The 22,384-nt window shown below is 70.1% G+C and carries 22 protein-coding genes; 7 read left to right on the top strand and 15 right to left on the bottom strand.

Translation table 11 applies throughout. The features are described 5' to 3' along the window. Positions 1–20: 20 nt before the first annotated feature. Positions 21–1,052 (top strand): TRAP transporter substrate-binding protein, encoded by a 1,032-nt coding sequence (locus AC07PF_RS09515; RefSeq protein ID WP_494611671.1) that lies wholly within the window; start codon positions 21–23, stop codon positions 1,050–1,052. 9 nt (positions 1,053–1,061) lie between these two features. Beyond that, positions 1,062–1,745, top strand: a complete 684-nt coding sequence (locus tag AC07PF_RS09510) for a hypothetical protein (protein WP_494611670.1) — start codon at positions 1,062–1,064, stop codon at positions 1,743–1,745. A 21-nt stretch (positions 1,746–1,766) separates the two neighbouring features. On the opposite strand, the gene AC07PF_RS09505 is transcribed toward AC07PF_RS09510, so the two are convergent. Next, entirely contained in the window at positions 1,767–2,558 is a 792-nt protein-coding gene (locus AC07PF_RS09505; RefSeq protein ID WP_007855085.1) for a fumarylacetoacetate hydrolase family protein, read from the bottom strand. A 131-nt stretch (positions 2,559–2,689) separates the two neighbouring features. On the opposite strand from AC07PF_RS09505, the gene AC07PF_RS09500 reads away from it, so the two are divergent. Continuing rightward, positions 2,690–3,610, top strand: a complete 921-nt coding sequence (locus AC07PF_RS09500) for a helix-turn-helix transcriptional regulator (RefSeq protein ID WP_494611669.1) — start codon at positions 2,690–2,692, stop codon at positions 3,608–3,610. A gap of 3 nt (positions 3,611–3,613) precedes the next feature. Here AC07PF_RS09500 and AC07PF_RS09495 read toward each other — a convergent pair whose 3' ends face one another. From AC07PF_RS09495 to AC07PF_RS09480, 4 genes are read right to left on the bottom strand one after another with little or no spacing between them, the layout of a single operon-like run. After that, positions 3,614–4,618, bottom strand: a complete 1,005-nt coding sequence (locus AC07PF_RS09495) for an Ldh family oxidoreductase (protein ID WP_494611668.1) — start codon at positions 4,616–4,618, stop codon at positions 3,614–3,616. A 20-nt stretch (positions 4,619–4,638) separates the two neighbouring features. After that, complete coding sequence (locus AC07PF_RS09490; RefSeq protein WP_494611667.1) at positions 4,639–5,634, bottom strand: tripartite tricarboxylate transporter substrate binding protein; 996 nt, start codon at positions 5,632–5,634, stop codon at positions 4,639–4,641. A gap of 39 nt (positions 5,635–5,673) precedes the next feature. Continuing rightward, on the bottom strand, positions 5,674–6,831 hold the full coding sequence (locus tag AC07PF_RS09485) for a CaiB/BaiF CoA transferase family protein (RefSeq protein WP_007855092.1): 1,158 nt from the start codon (positions 6,829–6,831) through the stop codon (positions 5,674–5,676). Positions 6,832–6,855: 24 nt separating this feature from the next. Beyond that, on the bottom strand, positions 6,856–7,806 hold the full coding sequence (locus tag AC07PF_RS09480; protein ID WP_007855094.1) for a hydroxymethylglutaryl-CoA lyase: 951 nt from the start codon (positions 7,804–7,806) through the stop codon (positions 6,856–6,858). 132 nt (positions 7,807–7,938) lie between these two features. Here AC07PF_RS09480 and AC07PF_RS09475 point away from each other — a divergent pair, with 132 nt between their 5' ends. Beyond that, complete coding sequence (locus AC07PF_RS09475; protein ID WP_007855096.1) at positions 7,939–8,859, top strand: LysR family transcriptional regulator; 921 nt, start codon at positions 7,939–7,941, stop codon at positions 8,857–8,859. Here AC07PF_RS09475 and AC07PF_RS09470 read toward each other — a convergent pair. After that, the gene (locus AC07PF_RS09470; protein ID WP_007855098.1) at positions 8,844–9,827 is read right to left on the bottom strand and encodes a 2-dehydropantoate 2-reductase; all 984 of its coding nucleotides are present in this window, start codon (positions 9,825–9,827) and stop codon (positions 8,844–8,846) included. The two genes, AC07PF_RS09475 and AC07PF_RS09470, sit on opposite strands and share 16 nt — an antisense overlap. A 104-nt stretch (positions 9,828–9,931) precedes the next feature. Next, positions 9,932–10,873 carry an N-acetyl-gamma-glutamyl-phosphate reductase gene (gene argC / locus AC07PF_RS09465; protein ID WP_007855103.1) on the bottom strand — a complete coding sequence of 314 codons (942 nt, stop codon included), beginning with the start codon at positions 10,871–10,873 and terminating at the stop codon, positions 9,932–9,934. A 109-nt stretch (positions 10,874–10,982) separates the two neighbouring features. Between argC and AC07PF_RS09460 the strand changes: the two genes are divergently transcribed. After that, positions 10,983–11,870, top strand: coding sequence for a LysR family transcriptional regulator (locus AC07PF_RS09460; RefSeq protein ID WP_108016298.1), 888 nt, complete (start codon positions 10,983–10,985; stop codon positions 11,868–11,870). 171 nt (positions 11,871–12,041) lie between these two features. Here AC07PF_RS09460 and AC07PF_RS09455 read toward each other — a convergent pair whose 3' ends face one another. After that, a complete protein-coding gene (locus tag AC07PF_RS09455) occupies positions 12,042–12,542 on the bottom strand; it encodes an HU family DNA-binding protein (protein ID WP_035206192.1) in 501 nt (166 codons plus the stop codon). A 170-nt stretch (positions 12,543–12,712) separates the two neighbouring features. Next, positions 12,713–13,477: an AraC family transcriptional regulator gene (locus AC07PF_RS09450; RefSeq protein ID WP_494611666.1), complete on the bottom strand. Its 765-nt coding sequence runs from the start codon at positions 13,475–13,477 to the stop codon at positions 12,713–12,715. Positions 13,478–13,588: 111 nt separating this feature from the next. Between AC07PF_RS09450 and AC07PF_RS09445 the strand changes: the two genes are divergently transcribed. Further along, positions 13,589–14,419: a sulfite exporter TauE/SafE family protein gene (locus tag AC07PF_RS09445; RefSeq protein WP_494611665.1), complete on the top strand. Its 831-nt coding sequence runs from the start codon at positions 13,589–13,591 to the stop codon at positions 14,417–14,419. Here the strand turns inward: AC07PF_RS09445 and AC07PF_RS09440 are convergent. The 4 genes from AC07PF_RS09440 to AC07PF_RS09425 are packed head-to-tail and all read right to left on the bottom strand — an operon-like array spanning position 14,409 to position 19,178. Continuing rightward, positions 14,409–16,211 (bottom strand): feruloyl-CoA synthase, encoded by a 1,803-nt coding sequence (locus AC07PF_RS09440; protein WP_494611664.1) that lies wholly within the window; start codon positions 16,209–16,211, stop codon positions 14,409–14,411. The two genes, AC07PF_RS09445 and AC07PF_RS09440, sit on opposite strands and share 11 nt — an antisense overlap. Positions 16,212–16,242: 31 nt before the next feature. Further along, positions 16,243–17,184, bottom strand: a complete 942-nt coding sequence (locus tag AC07PF_RS09435; protein WP_494611663.1) for a 3-hydroxyacyl-CoA dehydrogenase NAD-binding domain-containing protein — start codon at positions 17,182–17,184, stop codon at positions 16,243–16,245. A gap of 14 nt (positions 17,185–17,198) precedes the next feature. Further along, a complete protein-coding gene (locus AC07PF_RS09430) occupies positions 17,199–18,200 on the bottom strand; it encodes a Bug family tripartite tricarboxylate transporter substrate binding protein (RefSeq protein WP_494611662.1) in 1,002 nt (333 codons plus the stop codon). 54 nt (positions 18,201–18,254) lie between these two features. Next, positions 18,255–19,178 (bottom strand): beta-keto acid cleavage family enzyme, encoded by a 924-nt coding sequence (locus AC07PF_RS09425; RefSeq protein WP_145695833.1) that lies wholly within the window; start codon positions 19,176–19,178, stop codon positions 18,255–18,257. A 129-nt stretch (positions 19,179–19,307) separates the two neighbouring features. Here AC07PF_RS09425 and AC07PF_RS09420 point away from each other — a divergent pair, with 129 nt between their 5' ends. After that, positions 19,308–20,000 (top strand): Crp/Fnr family transcriptional regulator, encoded by a 693-nt coding sequence (locus tag AC07PF_RS09420; RefSeq protein ID WP_494611661.1) that lies wholly within the window; start codon positions 19,308–19,310, stop codon positions 19,998–20,000. Here the strand turns inward: AC07PF_RS09420 and AC07PF_RS09415 are convergent. After that, positions 19,981–20,796 (bottom strand): alpha/beta fold hydrolase, encoded by an 816-nt coding sequence (locus tag AC07PF_RS09415; protein WP_494611660.1) that lies wholly within the window; start codon positions 20,794–20,796, stop codon positions 19,981–19,983. The genes AC07PF_RS09420 and AC07PF_RS09415 overlap by 20 nt on opposite strands. Then, the gene (locus AC07PF_RS09410; RefSeq protein WP_494611659.1) at positions 20,793–22,340 is read right to left on the bottom strand and encodes a benzoate-CoA ligase family protein; all 1,548 of its coding nucleotides are present in this window, start codon (positions 22,338–22,340) and stop codon (positions 20,793–20,795) included. Before AC07PF_RS09410 ends, AC07PF_RS09415 begins: the two co-directional genes overlap by 4 nt. Positions 22,341–22,384 lie beyond the last annotated feature (44 nt).

Raw genomic sequence — 22,384 nt, 5'->3', positions numbered from 1 at the left:
ACAGAAAGGAAGAGACAAGCATGACCACATCGAACCTGCGCCGTGCGGCGCTGGCCGCCATCGGCGCCCTGGCCCTTGCCTGCACCGCACCCTCGGCGCTGGCCCAGGACATCAAGGAGCGCAACCTCAAGTTCGCCTTCAGCCTGGCCAAGGACCATCCGCTCGGGCAGGGCGCGCAGAAGTTCGCCGACCTGGTTGCGCAAAAGAGTGGCGGCAAGATCAAGGTCACGCTGTTCGCCAACGCCGTGCTCGGCAGCGACACACAGAACCTGTCGGCCGTGCGCGGCGGCACGCTGGACTTCGCCTCCATGGCCACGGGCCTGCTCGCGGGCATCGACAAGCAGTTCATGGTGTTCGACTTCCCCTTCCTGTTCGACAGCCCGCAGGAGGCCTATGGCCTGGCCGATGGCCCGGTGGGCACCCGGCTGCAGGCGGGCCTGGCGGCGCACGGCATCGTCGGCATGGGCATCTGGGACCTGGGCTTTCGCAACATGACCAACAGCAAGCGCCCCATCGCACGGCACGAAGACCTGCAGGGCCTCAAGCTGCGCGTGATCGCCTCGCCGATCTACCTGGACATGTTCAACACCCTGGGCGCCAACCCCGTGCCCATGACCTTCGGCGAGGTCTACGGCGCGCTGGAGTCCAAGGCCATCGACGGCCAGGACAACCCGGTGGGCGTGATCGAGTCGGCCAAGTTCGCCGAGGTGCAAAAGTACCTCTCGCTCACGCGCCACGTCTATACCGGCATGCCCGTGCTCATGAGCAAGAAGACCTGGGACGGCATGTCCGAGGCCGAGCGCAAGCTCATCACCGACGCCGCCAACGAGGCGAAACAGGAGGAGCGGCGCATCGCCCAGGCCAAGGAGACCGAATCCATCGCCAACCTGCGCAAGACCATGCAGGTCAACGACGTGGCGCCGGCCGAGCTGGCGCGCCTGCGCCAGAAGGTGCAGCCCGTGGTCGACAAGTTCGCCAAGGAAGTTGGCGAGCCGCTGATGACCCAGGTCAACGCCGAGCTCGCGCGCATGCGCGGCGCCGGCAACAAGTGAGGGCCGGCCATGGCACTGTTGGGGCAGGCCGCCCTGGCCATGTGGTGGGACATCGCGCCTGCCCACCGCGCCGAGTTCGAGGACTGGCACACGCATGAACACTTCCCTGAGCGCATGGGCATCCCTGGCTTCCACCGGGGCTCGCGCTGGTCCGCGGTGGATGGCGGCGAGGGTTTTTTTGTGCTGTACGAGCTGGCGGCGTACGAGACCTTGTTCTGTGATGCCTACCTGGAGCGCCTGAACGCGCCCTCGCCCTGGTCCACGCAGATGATGCCGCACCACCGCCACATGGTGCGCAGCCAGTGCCGCGTGCTGGAAAGCCGCGGCGGCGCGCTGTCACGGCATGCGTTCACGCTGCGGCTGTCGCCGGCCGAAGGTGCTGCGGATCGCCTGCGCGGCCATCTGGGTGGGCTCGCGGGGTTGCTGGTGTCGCGCCCCGGCACCACTGCGGGCCACCTGCTGCGGAACCAGACCCCGCAGATCGCTGCCACCACCGAGCAGCAGATCCGCGGCGGCCCCGATCCGGCAGCCGACTGGGTCTTCATCGCCTGCGGGTATGACCGGGCGGCGCTGCAAGCGCTGGCAGGCACTGAACTGTCGGAGGCTGCGCTGGCGGCTGCCGGCGCGCAGGCCGGCGCGCTGCGCGGCCTCTACGCGCTGTCGCACTCCAACACGGCGCAGGACCTCGGTTAGCGGCCCTGCAGCGCGCGGCGGTCAAACGATGCGCAGCTTCAAGTTGGGAAAGCGGTCGATGTGGATCTCGATCTCGTCGCCCTTGACCACCGGGCCCACGTTCTCGGGCGTGCCCGAGTAGATGATGTCGCCGGGCTTGAGCTCGAAGGCGCGTGACAGGCGGCTGATCTGCTCGGCCACCGACCAGATCATGTGCTGCAGCGTGGCGCTTTGCTTGGTGGTGCCGTTGACCTTGAGCCAGATGTCGCCATCCTTGATGTGGCCGACCTGGCTCACCGGGTAGAGCGGGCCCACAGGTGCGGACTGGTCGAAGGCCTTGCCGATTTCCCAAGGCTTCTTCTGGTCACCCATCTCGCGCTGCAGGTCGCGGCGTGTCATGTCCAGGCCCAGCGAATAGCCGAACACGTGGTCCAGTGCCTTCTCGACCGGGATGTCGCGCCCGCCTTTCGAGAGGGCCACGACCAGCTCCACCTCGTAGTGGTAGTTCTTGGTCAGCGTGGGGTAGGCATGGTCGGCCACCACGCCGGGCTGCACGAACTGGATCGCGTCGGCCGGCTTCTGGAAGAAGAAGGGTGGTTCGCGTGTCGGGTCCGAGCCCATCTCGCGCGCATGGGCCGCGTAGTTGCGGCCGATGCAGTACACGCGGCGCACGGGGAACACCTGGTCGCTGCCCACGATGGGAATGGTGGTCTGCGGCAGGTCGAAGGGGGTGGCGGCCGCTTTGCTGGCGCCTGCGGGCAGGGCGCAGCCGGCGACCGCGCCGGTGGCGAGGAGGGCGGAGTGGGTCAAGATGTTGCGTCGGGGTTGGTCCATGGGCTTTGTCTCCTGGTGGCTGTTGTCGTGTGCACAGCGATTGTTGGTGCCTGCGACCGCCGCAACTTGCACGCAGCTACGCCGAAACTGGACACAGCCACACACCACTGTGAGGCAGCTACCATTGGCGCATGCCCGCGCCGCCCCGACCGAACGCCCATGCCCGCCTGTACGGCATGCAGGAGCGCGCCGAGCACCTGGACTTCGACATCCGCTTCCAGGGCGCGCGCGACGTGCTCAGCCGCCCTCACCGGCACGAGTATTTCCAGATCCAGGTGAGCCTGGAAGGCGGCGACCGGCAGGTGGTGGGCACGGCCACACGGCCCTTCGGCGCGGGCACGCTGAGCTTCGTGCTGCCCTACCGCATGCACGTGGTGCCGCACCCCGTGGGCGCGCGCTACGCCATCATCAATTTCGACCAGCGCTTTCTCTGGCCCGAGCTCGACGTACCCGCGCTGGACCTGGAGGACGTGGGTATGGCCCAGCACCCGGAGCTCGCGCCCTTCCTGTTCCAGGAGCAGCTGGATTTCGTGTTCGGCCCCGAGGACTTCGCGCAGATCCGCCAATGGCTTGATGCCCTGGTGGCGCACAACCAGCCGCGCACCTTGGGCTCGGCGGCCAGCATCCGCGGCACCCTGCTGCAGCTGCTGGGCCTGGCCTGCACGCGCTTTGCCGCCGACCTGCACGCCCAGGCCGCGCGCCACCACCGGCAGGGTGGCGTGCACCACGATGCGCTGCAGCGCGCGCTGCGCCACCTGCGCGAGCATTCGCACGAGGACCTTTCGCTCACCGACACGGCCACGGCCGTGGCGCTGTCGCCCAATTACCTCGCGCACCTGCTCAAGAAGCAGACCGGGCGCACCTTCACCGAGCTGCTCACCGAGCGGCGCCTGGAGCATGCGCGCGAGCTGCTGGCCGGCTCCGACACGCTGATCCGCGAGATCGCGCACCAGAGCGGATTCCATGACGAGGCCTATTTCAGCCGCCGCTTCCGGCAGGACGTGGGCTTGACCCCGCGCCAGTTCCGTCAGCAGGCCCGCAGCCGGGGGTGAGCCTCAGGCGGGCAGGGTGTGGCCCGTGCGTTCGCCCAGGGTCTGCAGCTCGGCGCGCAAACCCGCAGGCAGTGGAATGCCATCACGGCTGCGCTGCTGCTCACACATGGCCTGGCGCTGGCCCGGGTAGCGCGCGCCCGGGCCGCCGGCCGACAGGTAGGTCTGCAGCCAGGCGGACACGCTGGCATCGAAGGTCTCGCGCCCGGTGGTCAGCGCCGGGTTGACCACCAGGGCGAAGGCGCTGGCATTCGCCGCGGACCCTGCCGTGCCGGTGGCCGCATCCGGCGCCGACGCGATACCGCCCATGCTCGCTGCCAGGCACTCCACCAGCATGGCCAGGCCCAGGCCCTTGTGGCCGGCAATCGGCTGCATGGCGCCTTGCAGCGCCCGCACCGGGTCGCCGGTGGGCTGGCCGTCGGGCCCCAGGGCCCATTCGCAAGGGATGGCCGCCTGGCCCTCGCGCACGGCCTGGGCCACATGGCCGCGCGCCACCACGCTGTTGGCCATGTCGAACACCAGGGGCGCACGGCCAGAAACCGGAAGGGCAAACGCCAGGGGGTTGTTGCCGATCACCGGGCCGCTGGCGCCTGGCAGGGCCATCACCGGTGGCGTGCGCTGGCACAGGAAGGCGAAGAAGCCTTGCTCTGCCGCAGCCGCCACATACACGGCCAGGGCCCCCAGGTGCCCCGTGGCGCGCACATGGCAGGCCACCAGCGGCTGCTGGCGCGCCCGCGCCATGGCTTGCTCGAAGGCATGCCAGGCCACCACCTGGCCCAGGCCGCCCTGGCCATCGCAGCGCAGCCAGCCGGTGCCCGCCTCTTCGGTGCGGGGGCTGGCGTGTGCGTTCACCTCGCCGCTGGCCAGTCGGTCCACATAGCCGGGCAGGCGCGCGATGCCATGGGTGTCGATGCCGCGCAGGCTGGTGCGCACCAGCAGCCGCGCGGTGAGTGCCGCGTCGGCGCTGCCCACGCCCTGGGTGGCCAGCACTGCGCTGGCCCAGTCCTGCAAGGCAGTTGCATCCGCCGCACTCATTCCACGGTCACACCGGCTTTCTTCACCAGCCGCGCATAGCGCTCCTGCTCGGTCTTGAAGAACTGCAGCGAGGCTTCGGGCGACATGGGGTTGATGATGTTCTCCTGCTTGGCCATGGCATCCCGGGTCTCGGGCATGGCGAAAGCGGCCACCACGGCGGCATGCAGGCGCTTGACCTCGGCGGGCGGCAGCTTGGCCGGGCCGACCACGGCGAACCAGCCGGCCACGTCCACGTCCGGGAAACCCTGCTCGGCAATGGTCGGCAGGTCGGGCAGCGAGGCCACGCGCTGCTTGCCCATGATGCCGATGGCGCGCAGCGCGCCGCTCTTGAGCTGGCCCTGCACGGCGGGCAGCGCCACCGCGCCGATCTCGACCTGGCCGCTCATCAAATCCGTGACCATGGGGCCCACACCCTTGTAGGGGATGTGGCGCACATCCACGCCCGCGGCCTCCATGAACATGGCGCCCGCCAGGTGGATGATGGTGCCGTTGCCCGAAGAGGCGTAGTTGTAGCCATCGGGCTTGGCCTTGAGCAGGGCCTGCAGCTCCTTGGCGTTCTTCGCCGGGATTTTGGGGTTGACCACCAGCACGAAGGGCGTGGCACCGACCACCGAGATCGGCGTGATGTCGCCCACGGCATCGAACGGCATCTTCTTGAACACGCTGGGGTTGACCACGTGGTTGTTGGACACCACGCCCAGCGTCAGCCCGTCGGCTGGCGCGCGCACGATCACCGAGGCGCCGGTGATGCCGCCGGCGCCGGGCAGGTTCTCGATGGCCACAGGCTGGCCGTTCAGCGCCTTGATCAGCTGCGGCGCGGCCGCGCGCATGATGGTGTCCACCCCCGAGCCGGCGCCCACGGGCAGCACCATGCGGATGGGCTTGTCATTGGCGCGCACCGATACGGCAGCGCCGCACAGGGCCAGGCCGGCCAGCCAGAGGGCGGCGCGGCGGTGCGGTTGGAAGGACGGGGTAGAGGTCGTGGCTTTCATGGTGCTTGTCTCCTGTGGTTCTTGTCGATTGCGAAGGGGTCAGGCCGGAACCCGGCTGGGCAGGCCGGCGAGGATTTCCTCGGTGTGCTCGCCCACCCGCGGCAGCGGGCGGCGAACGCCGGGGCGGCGCCCGTCCATGCGCAGGGGCAGCAGCACCACGTCGGTGGTGCCGCCGTCCTCGGTCTGCATGGGTACCAGGCCGCCGCTGGCCTTGAGGTGCGGGTCGTCCATCAGCTGGTCCGGGCGCACGATGGGCGCGTAGGGAATGCCGGCGGCTTCCAGCCGGGGGGCCAGGTCCTGCACGCGGTGGTGCTGCAGGATGGCGCCGAGCTTTTGCAGCAGGGCCGGGCGCACGCCCACGCGCAGGGTGTTGGTGGCCAGGGCCGGGTCGGCTGCGAGCTCGGGCGCCTCGATCACGCGGCACAGCGTGAGGAACTGCTTGTCGCTGACCGCGCCGATGAACAGTTGCTCGCCGTCGGCCAGCGTGAACACGTCGTACACGCTCCAGGCCGACACGCGCGAGGGCATGGGCGGTGGCGCCTCGCCCGTCATGGCGAACTGCTGCATGTGCTGGGACGACAGGAACACGCAGTTCTCGAACAGCGCGCTCTGGATCTCCTGGCCGCGGCCGGTGAACTCGCGCTCGCGCAGCGCGGCCAGCACGCCGATGGCGCCGAACATGCCGCCCATGATGTCGTTGACCGAGGTGCCCGCGCGCAGCGGCCGGCCCACGGGCCCCGTCATGTACGACAAGCCGCCCATCATCTGCACCACCTCGTCCAGCGCCAGCCGGTTCTCGTAGGGGCCGGGCATGAAGCCCTTGTGCGTCACGTAGATCAGGCGCGGAAAGCGCTGCGACAGCGTCTCGTAGTCGAGCCCGAAGCCGGCCATCAGCCCGGGGCGGAAGTTCTCCAGCACCACGTCGCACTCTCCGGCCAGTTCGGCCGCGGTGGCGCGGCCGTCCTCGGTGGCGATGTCGATCACCACGCTCTTCTTGTTGCGGTTGAAGGAGCGGAAGAATCCGATCCCCAGGCCCGGCAGCTCGCGCGTCTTGTCGCCGCCGGGCGGCTCGACCTTGATGACCTCGGCCCCCAGGTCGGCCAGCACCATGCCGCAGGTGGGGCCCATGACCATGTGGGTGAATTCGAGGACGCGGACGCCCGTGAGGGGCAGGCGGGGTTCGGGGGTGGGGCTCATGGCAGGTTCCTTGGGCTGTGCAATTCAGGCAGCAATCGCTGCCTGGGGAAAGGTCTTGGGCAGGCCCGCGCGCCACAGGGTGCCGTGCAGCGTCTCGCCGGCCAGCCACCCGGCCACCTGGCTGCGCAGGTCCAGCAACCGGGCGATGTCGATGCCGGTGGCAACGCCCATGCTGCCGAGCAGGTAGGCCAGGTCCTCGGTCGCCACATTGCCGCTGGCGCCGGGCGCATGCGGGCAGCCGCCGATGCCGGCCAGGCAGGCATCGAAGCGGGCCACGCCCACGTCCAGCGCCGCGGCCACATTGGCCAGGCCGAGGCCGCGCGTGTCGTGGAAGTGCCCGCACCAGAAGCGCTCGCCCGCGATGCGCACGGCGTCCTCGAACAGGTCGCGCACCATGGCCGGGTCGGCGTAGCCCACGGTGTCGGCCAGGCTCACACGGTCGGCACCGGCGTCGAGCAGGGCCTGCATCAGGCGCAGCACCTCGGCCTTGTCCACCGTGCCCTGCAGCGTGCAGCCAAAGGCCGTGCCCACGCCGCCTTCGATCAGCGTGCGCGAGCCCGCGGCATCGCGCGCGGCGCGGATGCGCGCCACCTCGGCCACCACCTCGTCGGGCGTCTTGTGCAGGTTGGCCAGGCTGTGCGCGTGGCTGGCCGACAGGGGCACGATCATCAGGTCGGCACCGCCTGCAATCGCACCCTCGGCGCCGCGCAGGTTGGGCACCAGCACCGAGGCGAACAGCCCCGGCAAGGTCTTGGCGTAAGCCAGCAGCTCGGCCGTGTCGGCCAGCTGCGGCAGCAGGCGCGCGGGCACGAAGGACCCCACCTCGATCTCGCGCTGGCCGGCTGCGTGGGCAGCGCGTATCCATGCGCGCTTGTGCTCGGTGGGCAGGATGGTGGCAATGCTCTGCAGGCCGTCGCGCAGGCCGACTTCGCGGATGACGGCAGTGCGCGGCAGGCGCTCGCTCGTGGGGGGCATGGGGTGTCTCCAGGTCGGGCGCACTGCAATGTGGGCCCTCGGATGGGACTGTAGGCATTCCCGATCCATCGATAAAGCGGTATTCTGGAAGCAATAGCGTTCCCGTTGGGAACGGCAGGAGCACCCCTCCCCATGCGCGACCTGGACCTGACCACCCTGCGGCTGTTCGTCGCCGTCTGCGAGGCGCGCAACATCGCCCGCGCCGCGCAGCAGCACCACATCGTGCCCTCGGCCATCAGCAAGCGCCTGGCGTTGCTGGAGCAGACCGTGGGCAACACCCTGATCGAGCGGCGCCGACGCGGCGTGGTGCCCACGGGGGCCGGCGAGATCCTGCTGGAGCATGCCCGGGCCATGCTGGCAGCGGCCGACCGCGTGGGGCGCGACATGGCGGCCTATGGCAATGGCATCACGGGCCAGGTGCGCATACTGGCCTCGGTGTCGTCGATCGCGGAGTTCCTGCCCGACGACATCGCCGCCTTCCTGCAGGTGCCCGCGCACCGCGACATCCGCATCGACATCGAGGAGGCGGTCAGTAGCGAGCTGGTGCGCAGCCTGCGCGAGGGCGTGGTGCCCGTGGGGGTGTGCTGGGATGCGGCCGACCTGGCCGGGCTGCAGACGCGCAGCTACCGGCGCGACCACCTGGCCATCGTCACCCCGCTGTCGCACCCGCTGGCCCGGCGCCGGCGCTGCGCGTTCGAGGACACGCTGGGCTTCGACCAGGTGGGCCTGCCGGCATCGACGGCCGTGCACACCATGCTGGCGCGGGCCGCGGCCATCATCGGGCGGCCCATCAACTACCGGGCGGTGGTCAGCACCTTCGATGCCTCGATGCGCTGCGTGCGCGCCGGCCTGGGCATCGCCGTGGTGCCGCGCGAGGTGGCCGAACCGGTGGCCGCCAGCCTGGGCATCCGCGTGCTGCCGCTCACGGACGACTGGGCCCAGCGGCGCTTCGCCATCTGCTTCAACGATGAAAAGCGGCTCTCACCGGCCGCGCGCATGCTGGTGGAGCACCTGCACCAGGTGGCCCTGGACGAGGCTCAGGCCGCGGGATAAATGCTGCGCACCCGGCCGAAGAGGCGCACCAGGCCCAGCAGGGCATCGATGTTCGGCGAAGGCTCGCCCACGCGGCGGCCGATCTCCTGCACCGCCGCCACGATGGCGTCGATCTCCAGCGCGCGGCCGGCCTCCGCGTCCTGCAGCATCGAGGTCTTGAACGCGCCGAGCTTGCGCGTCACGGCGTGGCGCTCCTCGGGGCTCTGTGCGATCGGGCAGCCGATGTGTGCGCCGATGCGCCCGGCCTCCTGCATGGCGGCGGTGCAGAAGCCGCGCACCAGCTCGTCGTCGAGCAGGCGGTCCACGGTGGCCCCGGTGATGGCCGAGACCGGGTTCATGGTCATGTTGCCCCACAGCTTGTACCAGATGTCGTAGCGCACATCGGCCGAGTGCGTGGCCTCGAAGCCGGCGTGGTTCAGCAGGTCCGCCAGGCGCTGCACGCGCTCCCTGCGGCCGCCACCGGGCTCGCCGATGACCAGGCCCCGGCCCATGCGGTGCTGCACCAGCCCGGGCTCGGGCGTGGAGGTGGCGGCATGCACGACGCAGCCCACCACGTGGTGCAGAGGGATGGCGCTGGCGATGCGCCCGCCCGGGTCCACGCTGGCCAGCGGCTCGCCGCCCCAGCCCGGCAGGCCCTGGCAGAACCACCAGGGAACGCCGTTCATGGCGGGCAGCACCAGCGTCTCGGGCCCCAGCAGCGGGGCGATGCCCTGCGCCACGCCCGCCAGTGCCGGGCCCTTGACGGCGATGACCACCAGGTCCTGCACGCCCAGGTCCGCCGGCCGGTCCGTGGCGTGCGCTGGCGCCTGCACCAGCCCGTCCGCGGTCTGCAGGCGCCAGCCGTGGTGGTTGAGCGCGGCCAGCGTGGCGCCGCGCGCCACGGCACTCACCTGGGCACCGCCGGCCGCCGCCAGCCTGGTGCCGATGAATCCGCCGATGGCGCCCGCGCCGATGATGCAGACCTTCATGGATGTTGCCTCTGTAGTGGATGAGGCGCGCGAGTCTGCCCGGCTTTGTGGCGCCACACAATCAATCCTTTCTGATCGATTGATTAGCGCAGCTCAACAGTGGCCTACCCCTTGGCCATCTGCGCCAGCATCAGGTCCAGGTTCTGCACGGCCGCACCCGAGGCGCCCTTGCCCAGGTTGTCGAACACCGCGGCCAGCAGCATCTGGCCGTGCTGCTGGTTGGCGAACACGGACAGGCGCAGCTGGTTGCTGCCGTTCAGCGCCTCCGGGTCCAGGTGCTCGGTGGACTCGGCCTCGGCCAGCCCCGTCACCTCCACATGGCGCTGGCCTGCATAGTGCTGCGCCAGGGCCTGGTGGATCTTCTCGGCGCTGGTGCCTGCGGGCAGGCTGCGCAGTTGCAGGGGAATGGTCAGCACGATGCCCTGGCGGAAGGCGCCATAGGCCGGCAGGAAGAAGGGGCGCGCCGACAGGCCGGCGTAGCGCTCGATCTCGGGCGTGTGCTTGTGCGCCAGGCGCAGGCCATAGACCTGGAAGGCGGGCGCCTTTGCTCCTGGGGCCTCGTGCTCCTGCACGCGGGCCCGCCCGCCGCCGGAATAGCCCGACACGGCATGGATCGCCAGGGGGTGGTCCGCGGGCACCAGGCCGGCCTGCACCAGCGGGCGCAGCAGCGCGATGGCGCCCGTGGGGTAACAGCCGGGGTTGGTCACGCGCTTTGCACTGGCGATGCGCTCGGCCTGGCCGGCGTCCATCTCGGGAAAGCCGTAGACCCAGCCGGCATCGGTGCGGTGTGCCGAACTCGCGTCGATCACGCGCACGGCTGGGTTGGTAACCGAGGCGGCAGCCTCGCGCGCCGGGCCGTCGGGCAGGCACAGCACGGCGATGTCGCTGGCGTTGATGGCCTCGGCGCGGCGCGCGGGGTCCTTGCGGTCCTGCTCGGGCAGGGTCAACAGGCGCAGGTCGGTGCGGCCGTGCAGGCGTTCGTGGATCTGCAGGCCGGTGGTGCCCTGGTCGCCATCGATGAAGACGAGGGGTGCGTTGCTGTTCATGCGGGATGCTCCTGGTGCGTGCCAAATGGGGGATGCGCAATCTTCAGGCGCTGCATAGAATTTGAAAAGTTGAATTTCACAAACATATGGATCAGGATTTCTGAACGACATGCGTGAACTGAACCTGGACCGATTGCGCACCCTGGTCACCATCGCCGACCTCGGATCGTTTGCCGAGGCCGCGCGCGTGCTGCACCTGGCGGCCCCCACAGTGAGCCTGCACATGGCCGACCTGGAGGCGCAGGTGGGCGCGCCGCTGCTGCTGCGCAAGCGCGGCGAGGTGCGCGCCACCGGCGTGGGCGAGGCCCTGGTCGAGCGCGCCCGGCGCCTGCTGGCCGATGCCGATGAAACCCTGGCCCTGGTGCAGCGCCAGGTGCAGGGCCTGGCGGGCCGGGTGCGGCTCGGGGCCTCTACCGGCGCCATCGCCCACCTGCTGCCGCAGGCGCTGGAGGTGCTGGGCCGGGAGCACCCGGACATCGACGTGCAGGTGGCGGTGCTGACCTCGCAGGACACCATGGTCCGCCTGGCCGGTGGCACGCTCGATGTGGGCCTGGTGGCGCTGCCCCAGCCCACCGTGCAGGGGGTGCAGGTGGAGCCCTGGCGGCGCGACCCGGTCATGGCCTTCGTGCCCGCCAAGTGGCAGGCGCCGACGCGCGCCACGCCGCACTGGCTGGCGGGCCAGCCGCTGATCCTCAACGACGAAGGCACCAGCCTCTCGCGGCTCACCAGCGAGTGGTTCGCGCTGGCCGGTGAGCAGCCCAGGGCGCGCATCCAGCTCAACTACAACGACGCGATCAAGAGCCTGGTGGCCGCAGGCTATGGCGCCACGCTGCTGCCGCACGAAGCAGCGGGCAGCACGCCGCCCGACCCGCGCATCACCATGCTGGCACTGCGCCCCGCGCTGTGGCGCCCCCTGGGGCTGGCCCACCGTGCCGGCATGTTGGAGAAGGCCACGCAGCATGTGCTGGACGTGCTGAGGCAGCAGCGCCAGGTGTGATCGCCAGGGATGGAGACAGGCAAGAAAAAAGCCCGGGCAATGCACCTGCATCGCCTGGGCTTTTGATCAGAAACCTGGAACAACTGCTCCGGGAACACCCGTTGCAGGCCTCTTCTTTTTTCTCTGCGCCCCATGCGGCCGGGGGCTGCACGAGCGCAGGGATGGGGCCGATCAGGCCGTTGCGTCCTTGAGCTTCTTGAGCGCGCGGGTCTTGATCTTCACGCTGGCGGGCTTGGCGGGGAACCAGCGCTCGGCACCGGTGAACGGGTCCTTGCCGAAGCGCTTCTTCTTGGCCGCCACTTGCTGCAGGCCGATCTTCAGCACGCCAGGCAGCGTGAATTCGCCGGAGCCCTTCTTGTGCACGGAGCCCAGGATGGCGGCTTCGAGCGCTGCCAGCACGGCCTTGGCGGCCTTGGGGTCCACGCCCGACTGCTCGGCCAGGTGGGCCACCAGGGTCGTCTTGTTGAAGGCGGCCTTGATGGGCTTGAGCGCTGCAGGCGTCGCCGCTGCGGCGGGTGCAGCCTTTTTCGCTGCAGGTGCTGCGGCCTTCTTGGCAGCAGGCGCTGCCTTCTTGGCGACAGGTGCCGCGGCCTTCTTGGCCACGGGTGCTGCAGCCTTCTTCGCTGCGGGTGCTGCCTTGGGTGCAGCGGTGGTTTTCTTTGCAGTTGCCATGATGTTGATTCTTTGTTTTCGAGAGTTGCAATGGGCCCCCTCGCATATGCAAGGAGGTGCGCGATTTTAGAAGCACTGCGCGCACGAATGCTATAGGACAAGACCGCAGAACCTCAGCGGCCTTTGCGCAGCGTGATTTTTACAACGCTTGCGCGGCCGCTTTTGCGCCATCACGCCACCAGAAACTCCGAGGGTGGGCGCCCCAGCCGTCTGCGGAACATGGTGGAAAAGGCCCCCGGGCTCTCGTAGCCCAGGTCCAGTGCCACCGTGGTCACGGCGTCGCCGCGCGACAGGCGCGACAGCGCGGCGAGCAGGCAGGCCTGCTGGCGCCACGCGCCGAACGACATGCCGGTCTGCAGGCGAAAGAAGCGGGTGAAGTTGCGCTCGCTCTTGTGCAGCTGCCGCGCCCAGTGGGCAGGCGAGGCATGCACATCGGGCTGGTGCAGGAAGCCCGCGCACAGCGCTGCCAGCGCCGGGTCCTGCGGCATGGGCGCAAACAAGGGCAGGACCGGCGCGCGCTCCAGTTCGTGCAGGACCAGTTGCACCAGGGCGCCGTCGCGCCCGCGCTGCTCGTACTCGGCCGGCAGATCGGCCGAGTCCAGCAGCAACTGGCGCAGCAGTGGCGAGACCTGCAGCACCTCGCACTGGCGGGCCTGCCGTGGCACGGCGCGCGGCTCGATGTACAGGCTGCGCGTGCTCACCCCCACCATGCGCACGCGGTGCGGCTTGCCCGCTGGTATCCACACGCCGCTGCTGGGCGGCACGACCCAGGCGCCATCTCCGGTGCCGACTTCCATGGTGCCCGTGGCGCCGTAGAGAAAATGCGCGCGCCGGTGGCTGTGCGTGTCGAGCAGGGTGCCGGCGGGGTAGTCGGTGGCAATGGCCAGCACTGGCCGGTCCACCGCGTCGACGGTGTGCAGGGGGATGTTGCGCATGGGCCTGGGTGGATGGCTGAAACGCAAACATTATTGACCTGGCGGCGAAAGCCGGCCAAGCCATTCCTGCCTAAGCTGGCACCGTGTTCGCAGCAATGGGAGGATGTGCGCATGGAGTTCTACCTGGTCCTGGCCGTGTTCGGTACCCTGGCCGGTGTCACCACCGTGCTCTTCGGCTTCGGTGGCGGCTTTGTCGTCGTGCCCGTGCTCTACCGCACGCTGGTGCACCTGCACGGGGCGGACAGCGCGGTCGGCCAGTCGGCCATGCAGGTCGCGGTGGCCACCTCCACCTGCGTGATGATCGTTGGTGCAGGGCTGGCCACGCGGCGCCACCACCGCGCCGGCAATGTGGACTGGGCGCAGGTGCGGCCGTTGCTGGTCTTCATCGCCGTGGGCGCGGTGGCGGGGGCGGCTGCCGCCAGCGTGCTGCGCAGCGACTGGGTGCGCTGGGCCTTCGTCGTCTACCTGGCGCTCACCATCCTCGACGGGCTGCTGCGCCCGGGTTTCATCCGGCCGCGCGTGGCCCAGGCCCAGCAGGCGGCCAGGCCGCGGCCCTCGGGTCCGCTCACGGCCTTGCTCGGGCTGGTCATTGGGGCGGTTGCCGCTTTCCTGGGCGTGGGCGGCAGCGTGATGACCGTGCCGCTCATGCGCCGGCGCTGTGCGCCCATGGTGCAGGCCACGGCCGCGGCCAACCCGCTGTCGCTGCCGGTGGCGCTGGCCGGCACCGCCACCTACGTGCTGCTGGCCTGGGACCAGCCCGTGCCGCTGGGCGCCTGGCATGCCGGCTTCGTTGACCTCAGGGCCTTTGCCGTGCTGGTCGTGGGCTCCTGGCTCGGCATCCGCCTGGGTGGGCGCTTCGTAGGTCGCCTGCCCGACGGGCTGCACGCCAAGGTCTACCTGGCGCTGCTCGCGGTGGTGCTGCTGGCCATGCTCATGCGCTGACGACCACGTCCGCGCGCGGCGGTGTCGCGTGCAGGGCGTGCACGTCGTCCTCACGCTGGGCCAGCACCGCGCCCTGGTTGATGTAGCCCTTGTCGGTGATCTCGCCGGCATCCGCGTCGGGCGGCTTGCGCAGCACCAGCGCCCGCGTGGGGCACTGCGAGGAGCCCGCGCCCGCATCGCGCCGGGCCTGCATCACGGCGCGCAGGGCCTGTTCCAGCCGTTCGCTCTCGCCCGCGCCGGCGGCCGATGGGAAGACCAGCATGCCCACCTCATCGCGGTCGTGCCCGGTGAGCACGATGTCCTGCACCAGCGGCGCCAGCTGCGAGACCAGCTCCACGCGCAGCGTGCCCACCGAGACCCAGCTGCCCGTGGACAGCTTGAAGTCCTCGGCCACGCGGCCGTTGAAGACCACCCCGCGCTCGGGCCGCTCTGCATCGGCCAGATAGCCTGCGTCGCCGATGCGGTAGAAGCCGTCTTCGTCGAACGCTGCCGCCGTCTCGCGCGGTGCATGGCGGTAGCCCGGGAACACCGACACGCCCTTGACACGCATCTCCAGCTTGCCGCCATTGGGCACCAGCTTGAGCGTGAGCCCGGGCAGCGGCGCGCCGATGCAGCCCGCGCCCTGCATGCGCCAATGGGCCGTGGTGATGGCGGGGGCGGTCTCGGTCGCGCCCCAGGAGGTGGTGAGCCACAGCGGCTGCGTGGGCCGGGCGCGCGCGGCCACGGCTTCGAGCCTCTGCCAGGTGGAGGGCGCGAGCGCCGCCGCCGCATAGAAGGCCAGGCGCAGGCGCGAGAACACCTCGGCGGCCAGGACCGGGTCGGCCTCCAGCGCGGGCAGCAGCATGTCGAAGCCGCGTGGCACGTTGAACAGCAGGGTGGGCCGCACCTCGCGCAGGTTGCGCACGGTCTTCTCGATCAGGCCGGGTGCGGGCCGGCCCTCGTCGATGTAGAGCGCGCCGCCATGGCACAGCACCATGTTCAGGTTGTGGTTGCCGCCGAAGGTGTGGCTCCAGGGCAGCCAGTCCACCAGCACCGGCTTCTCGTGGTCGAGAAAGCGCCAGGTCTGCGCAATCATCTGCTGGTTGGCGCAGAGCATGCGGTGGGTGTTGATCACCACCTTGGGCCGGCCGGTGGAGCCCGAGGTCAGCAGGTACTTGGCATGGTCGTCGGGCGTGATCGCCTCGAAGGACTGCATCACCGCCGGCGTTTCCCGGCCCGCGAGCAGTTGCGCAAAGCCGAGTGCGCCCGGGACCTCCTGCGCATTGCGGCTGAACACCTGCACCGCGCTGCCGCCGTAACCCGCGAGGGCCGGCGCATAGGCGCGGGCGTCCGACGCATAGACCAGGCAGGGGTCCAGCGCTGCCAGCATGCTGTGCAGGCGTCCGGGGTCGCGCGAGCGCGCATAGGCGCTCGACAGCGAGCACGGCGTGCGGCCGATGTGCATGGCGGCCAGCATCAGCACGGCATGGTCCACCGCGTTGTCCGACAGGATGGCGATGGGCCGGCCCGCGGGCAGGTCCATGTCGAGCAGCGACTGGGCCACCGCCCCCACGGCCTGGCGCAGTTGCGCGTAGCTCAGGTGGCGCCAGTCTGCGCCGCTGTCGTCGCGCTCGGCCAGCGCCAGGGCGTCGGGCGTCTGGCGCGCCCAGCGCTCCAGCCACTCACCCACGCAGCGCGCGTAGGGGCCCAGCGGCTCGGGCGAGTGCAGGGTGAAGGCGCCATCGGCCAAAGGGGTGAGCACCGTGCGGGAGGGTGCCAGTTCGGCGGGGTCGTCGACGAAGTCGGGGTGCATCGTGTGGTCTCTTGTCGTTGTGGGGCTGGACTCAATCCAGGTGTGCCGACGACTGCTTGGCGCGGATCAGGTCCAGCAGCAGGGCATCGCGCGTGCGCGCCAGGTCCTCGGTGCTGCGCTCGCCCAGTTCCTCGGCCACACCTTGCACCACCTGCTGCTTCAAGGCCTCGGTCATCGCGGGCGTGCCCAGGTCCTGCCACCAGCTCTCGATGGGGCCGCCCAGGTGGGCCAGCACGTGGGCCACGCCGCCCGCGCCGCCCGAGAGGTGCAGGTTCATGAACGGGCCCATCAGCGCCCAGCGCAGGCCGGGGCCCTGGGCAATGGCGGTGTCGATGTCGGTCACCGTGGCCACGCCCTCGTTCACCAGGTGAAAGGCCTCGCGCCACAGCGCGGCCTGCAGCCGGTTGGCGATGTGGCCCTTGATCTCGCGGCGCACGTGGATGGGGCGCTTGCCGATGGCGGTGTAGAAGGCCATGGCGCGCGCGATGGCCTCGGGCATGGTCTTTTCCCCGCCGCCCACCTCCACCAGCGGAATCATGTGCGGTGGGTTGAATGGGTGGCCCAGCACCACGCGCCCGGGCCGTGCGCACAGCGCCTGCATGGCTGTGACCGACAGGCCCGAGGAGCTCGACGCCAGGATGGCATGCGCCGGCGCAGAGGCATCGATCTGGTGAAACAGGTCGGCCTTGAAGTCGGCGCGTTCCGGTCCGCTCTCCTGCACGAAGTCGGCCGTGGCCACCGCATCCTCCAGCCGGGCGTGGAAGGCCAGGCGTGACAGGCTGGCGCCCGGCGCCAGCCCCTGGCGTTCCAGCGTGGGCCAGTGCGCGGCCACGGCCTCGTGCAGCCGCGCCTCGGCGCCGGGCGAGGGGTCGGTCGCGTCCACGTCCAGCCCGCGCGCCAGGAAATAGGCGGCCCAGCTGGCGCCGATGACGCCGGTGGCCACCACGGCGACGCGCTCCACGGTCGAATCCATGCGGGGGGCTCCTTTCAGGACTCGGCCGTGAAGCCGATTTTCTTGACCAGAGGGCCCCAGCGGTCGAACTCGGCATGCTGCGAGGCCGCCATTTCCGCCGCTGTGGAGCCTTGGGCGATCAGGCCCACCACGGCCAGGCTGTCGATGACGGCCTTTTCCTTGATCGCTGCGTTGATCGCGGCATTGGCCGCGGCCACCACGGCGGCCGGCGTCTTGGCCGGCGCGTAGAAGCCGAACCATTCCTCGGTGGTCAGCTCGGGAAAGCCCTGTTCGGCAAAGGTCGCGACCTCGGGCGAGAACGGCGATCGCGCTTTGCCCGAGGTGGCCAGCAGCCGCAGCTTGCCGGCCTTGTGGTTGGGGATGAAGTCGCCGCTCGGCGTCACCATCGCCGCGATCTGGCCGCCCACCACGTCGGTCACTCCAGGCACCGAGCCGCGGTAGGGCACGTGCTTGAGGTCCACTCCGTTGTTGATGCCCAGCAGTGCGCCGATGAAGTGCGGCGTGGAGCCCGCCGCGGGCGAGCCGTAGTTGGCCTGGCCCGGGTTGGCCTTGGCCCAGGCCAGGAAGTCCTTCACCGTCTTCACCGAGGCCGGCACCAGCGGTCCCACGGCCAGGCCATGGTGCATGATGGCCGCGATGGACACGGGCACAAAGTCCTTGACCGGGTCGTAGCTGAGCTTGCTGTAGATGTGCGGATAGATCGAGGTGCACGAGAACGGCGAGAGCGTGAGCACGCTGCCGTCGGTCGCCGCGCCCCGCAGCGATTCGAGCGCGATGCGCCCGCCCGCGCCGGGCTTGTTCTCCACCACGCCGGCATTGCGCGTGTAGGCCGAGCCCGCGAGCTTCTCGCCCACGCGGCGGGCCACGCTGTCGCCCGAGCTGCCGGCCGGAAAGCCGTAGAGGATCTTCACCTGCTCGATGCCCTGGGCGAAGGCCGTCAGGGGCGAGAGAGAGCCCAGCGCAGCAGCAGCGCCCAGGTGGCCCAGGAAGTGGCGGCGGGTGGTGTGTGTCGTCATCGTCATGTCTCCTCGTTGTGGTCTTGGGATGGTCGGTTCAATGCCCCGGGTCGGTCAACCCAGGGCAAACTCGGGGCGCGGGCCGTCCACGCGCGGCAGGCCCATCAGCGCGCGGGCTTCGGCCGGCGTGGCGGGTTCCATGTCCAGCTCGCGGATGATGCGCACGATGCGCTCGGTGAGCTGCACGTTGGTGGCCAGCTCGCCCTGGCGAAAGTACAGGTTGTCCTCCAGCCCCACGCGCGCATGGCCGCCCAGCAGCAGGGCGGCGACGTTGGCTTCGAGCTGCGAGGGGCCGATGCCACTCACGCAGAACAAACTGTTCCTGGGCAGCGTGTCCACCATCATCTGCAGAAAGCGCGGCGAGTAGGGCATGGCGTTCTGGAAGGCGCGGTGCACGTTCATCACCAGGTTGATGAAGTGCGGGCCGTCGCCGTCGTGGCCCTCCTCGATCAGCGTTGTGGTGTCCTGCAGGATGTGGGTGGGGCTGAACACCTCCCACTCGGGCTTGATGCCGCGCGCCTTCATGCCGGCGGCCAGTTCGCGCCCGCGGCTGAGCGGCGTGTCCATCAGGATCTCGCGGCCGTCGAAGGAGAGGTTCAGCGTGGTCGCGTCCAGCGTGCACATCTCGGCCCCCGCGTCCATGCCCTTGATGCGTTCTTCCCAGGCGATCTCCCAGCGGCCGCCGGGCAGGGGCTTGACCATGTCGCCGTGCACGCCGCCGCCGGTGGAGTTGTTGAGCACGATGTCGCAGCCCTTGGCGCGGATGCGGCTGTTGATGTCGCGGTACACGTTGGCGTCGCAGGTGGCGCCGTCGTCGGGCCGGCGGGCATGGATCGCCACCACGCTGGCGCCGGCATTCCAGCAGCGCTCCACGTCGTCGGCGATCTCGGCCGGCTGGGTGGGCAGGTGGAGGTTCTGCGACTTGTGGGCCATGCCCCCCGTGGGGGCGATGGTGACTATGACTTTGCGCTTGCTCATCGGGGTCCTGGTGGAGAATTGCGGGGTGCTCCGCATTGTTTTTCTGGGCACCTTTCCACTCAGTCATCGCGATGACATTTGAGGGCAGGGTATACGCGGGGCCAGTGCTTTTTCCGGGAGAAACCCACTTTGTCACCCCCTGCGACACGGCCTTCCACCACCAGCCTGCTGGCTTCGTCGGCCTGGTTCCCGCTGCTCGATGCACCCGCGCAGCAGCGCGTGCTCGACGATGTGCGCGAGGTGGAGGTGACCGCAGGCGGTGCGCTGTGCCGCCGCGGCGACGTGCCCCTGCACTGGTACGGCGCCATCGAGGGGCTGCTCAAGTGGTCCGTCACCTCGTCCGATGGCCGCGCCGTGACCCTGGGCGGCCTGTCGGCCGGCAGCTGGTTCGGCGAGGGCACGCTGCTGCGCGCCCTGCCGCGCACGGCCGACATCATCGCCCTGCGGCCCAGCCGCGTGGCGGTGCTACCGGTGGAGACTTTCTCGTGGCTGCATGCCACGCAGCGCAGTTTCGACCACTTCCTGCTGCGCCAGATCAACGAGCGCATGCACTGGTTCCTGGGCACCTTCACGGCCCACCACCTGCTCGACACCGACAGCCAGGTGGCGCGCGCGCTGGCTGGGCTGTTCCACCCGTTTCTCTACCCTGGCATGGACCGGCACCTGCAGATCTCGCAGGAGGAGATCGCCAACCTCACGGGCGTCTCGCGCCAGCGCTGCAATGCGGCGTTGAAGCGGCTGCAGGAGTCGGGCATTTTGCAGATCGAGTACGGCGGCATCACCGTGCTCGACCTGCCGGGGCTCAGGCGCTACGTGGAGTGAGCAGAAAGTCCGTGGCCGCCGCGATCACCGCGTCGGGCCGGTCGCGGTGCGGCGAATGGCCGCAGGTGGGCAGCTCCAGCAGCGTTGTGCCAGGCACCCGGCGCGCGATCCCGCGGATCTGCTCCAGCGTGCCGTACTCGTCGTCCACGCCCTGGATGGCGAGCACCGGCGCGCGGATGGCGGCGATCTCGGCCTCGATGTTCCATTGCCGAAAGGGCGGGTGCAGCCAGATGCGGTTCCAGCCCCAGAAGGCCGAGTCGGCGTCATCGTGGTAGCGGCCGAGCCTGGTGGGCAGGTCGGTGCGCTGGTAGGCATCGCGTGCGATCTCGATGTTGGCGATGGTCACGTCTTCCACAAAGATGTGCGGCGCCATCAGCACCAGGCCGCGCACTGCATCGGGGAAGCGCGCCGCGTACAGCAGCGCGATGGAGCCGCCGTCGCTGTGGCCCAGCAGCCAGGGGGGATCGGTGATGCCCAGCGCCTCGAAGAAAGCGGGCAGCACCTCGTGCGCCTGGCGGTGCATGAAGTCCACGTCCCAGGTTTCGTCAGGTTCGCGCGGGGTCGAGCGGCCATAGGCCGGGCGCGAGAACACCAGGCCGCGCACACCGGCGGCGGCGCACAGGCGCTCGGGGAAATCCTTCCACATCGCCACCGAGCCCAGGCCCTCGTGCAGGAACACGAGCAGCGGGGCAGCGCTGCGCTCGGGCTCGATCCACTGGTGCTCGATGTGCACCGTGCGGCCGCGCCAGGCGATGCTGGCGAACCCCGTTGCGGGAGAAGACGCCTGCGCCTTCACGCGCGGGCCTCCTTCTCGCGCAGGCGAAAGCGCTGGATCTTGCCGGTGGCGGTCTTGGGCAGCTCCTCGATGAACTCGATGAAGCGCGGGTACTTGTAGGCCGCCAGGCGCTCCTTCACGAAAGCCTGCAGCGCCTGCGCGTCCACCTGGTGGCCCGGCTTGAGCACCACGTAGGCCTTGGTCTTGGTCAGGCCCTCGCCGTCCTGCACGCCGATCACGGCCGACTCGAGCACGGCGGGGTGCTGCATCAGCGTGGCCTCCACCTCGAAGGGCGAGACGTAGATGCCGCTGACCTTGAGCATGTCGTCGCTGCGGCCGGCGTAGGTGTAGTAGCCCTCGGCGTCGCGCGTGTACTTGTCGCCGCTCTTGGTCCAGCCGCCCTGGAAGGTCTCGCGCGACTTCTCACGGTTGGCCCAGTACATCAGCGCCGCGCTCGGTCCGCGGATGTACAGGTCGCCCACCTCGCCATCGGGCACGGGGCGGCCGTCCTCGCCGCGCAGCTCCACCTCGTAGCCCTCCACCGGCTTGCCGGTGGTGCCGTAGCGCACGTCGCCCGGGCGGTTGGAGATGAAGATGTGCAGCATCTCGGTGGAGCCGATGCCGTCGATGATCTCGCAGCCGAAATGCGCCTTGAAGCGCTGGGCGATCTCGCCCGGCAGCGCCTCGCCGGCCGACGAGCACATGCGCAGCGCCACGGCCTCGCGTGCCGGCAGCGCGGGCGAGGCCAGCATGCCGGCAAAGCCCGTGGGCGCGCCGAAGAACACCGTGGGGCGGTGCTGCGTCCAGCGGCGGAAGGTGGCGTCGGGCGTGGGCCGCTCGGCCATCAGCACCACGGTGGCGCCCACCGAGAGCGGGAAGGTCAGCGCATTGCCCAGGCCGTAGGCGAAGTACATCTTGGCGGCCGAGAAGCAGACGTCGTCCTCGGTCAGGCCGAGCACGGGCTTGCCGTAGAGCTCGGCCGTCCACCACAGGTTGGCATGGGTGTGCACCGTGCCCTTGGGCTTGCCGGTGGAGCCCGAGGAATAGAGCCAGAAGCCGGGGTCGTCTGCCGCGGTGCTGACCGGCGCGGCGAGCGGCGTGGCCTGCGCCAGCGCGGCATCGAAGTCCTGCGCGCCTTCGGGCAGCGGCCCGGTGGGCTGCGAGACGAGCAGGGTGCGCACCTCGTGCGGCGCGCGGCCCATGGCGTCCTGCAGCACCGCCAGCAGCGCGCCCGAGACGATGGCCGCCTGGGCGCGGCTGTGGTCGAGCATGTAGGCGTAGTCATCGGCCGTGAGCAGGGTGTTCACCGCCACCGGCACCACGCCCGCGTACAGGCAGCCCAGGAAGGCCACGGGCCAGTCGCTGCTGTCGTGCATGAGCAGCAGCACGCGCTCTTCACGGCGCACGCCGGCGCTGGCGAGGGCCGATGCCAGGCGACGCGCGCGGTCTTCGAGCGCGCCGTAAGCCAGGCTGCCGCGGTCGTCGATGTAGGCCGTGCGCTGCGCGCGGTCCCGGTTCAGGTCGAACAGGTGCTGGGCGAAATTGAATCGTGGGGGCAGGCTCATGGTGTTGTCTCCTTGGGGCCTCTCGGGTCGATGCGCGTTGTGTG

The sequence above is a fragment of the Acidovorax sp. GW821-FHT10A04 genome, from assembly GCF_059415825.1.
Note: the sequence above shows the minus strand (reverse complement) of the source record. Positions and strands in the feature narration are given on the sequence as shown.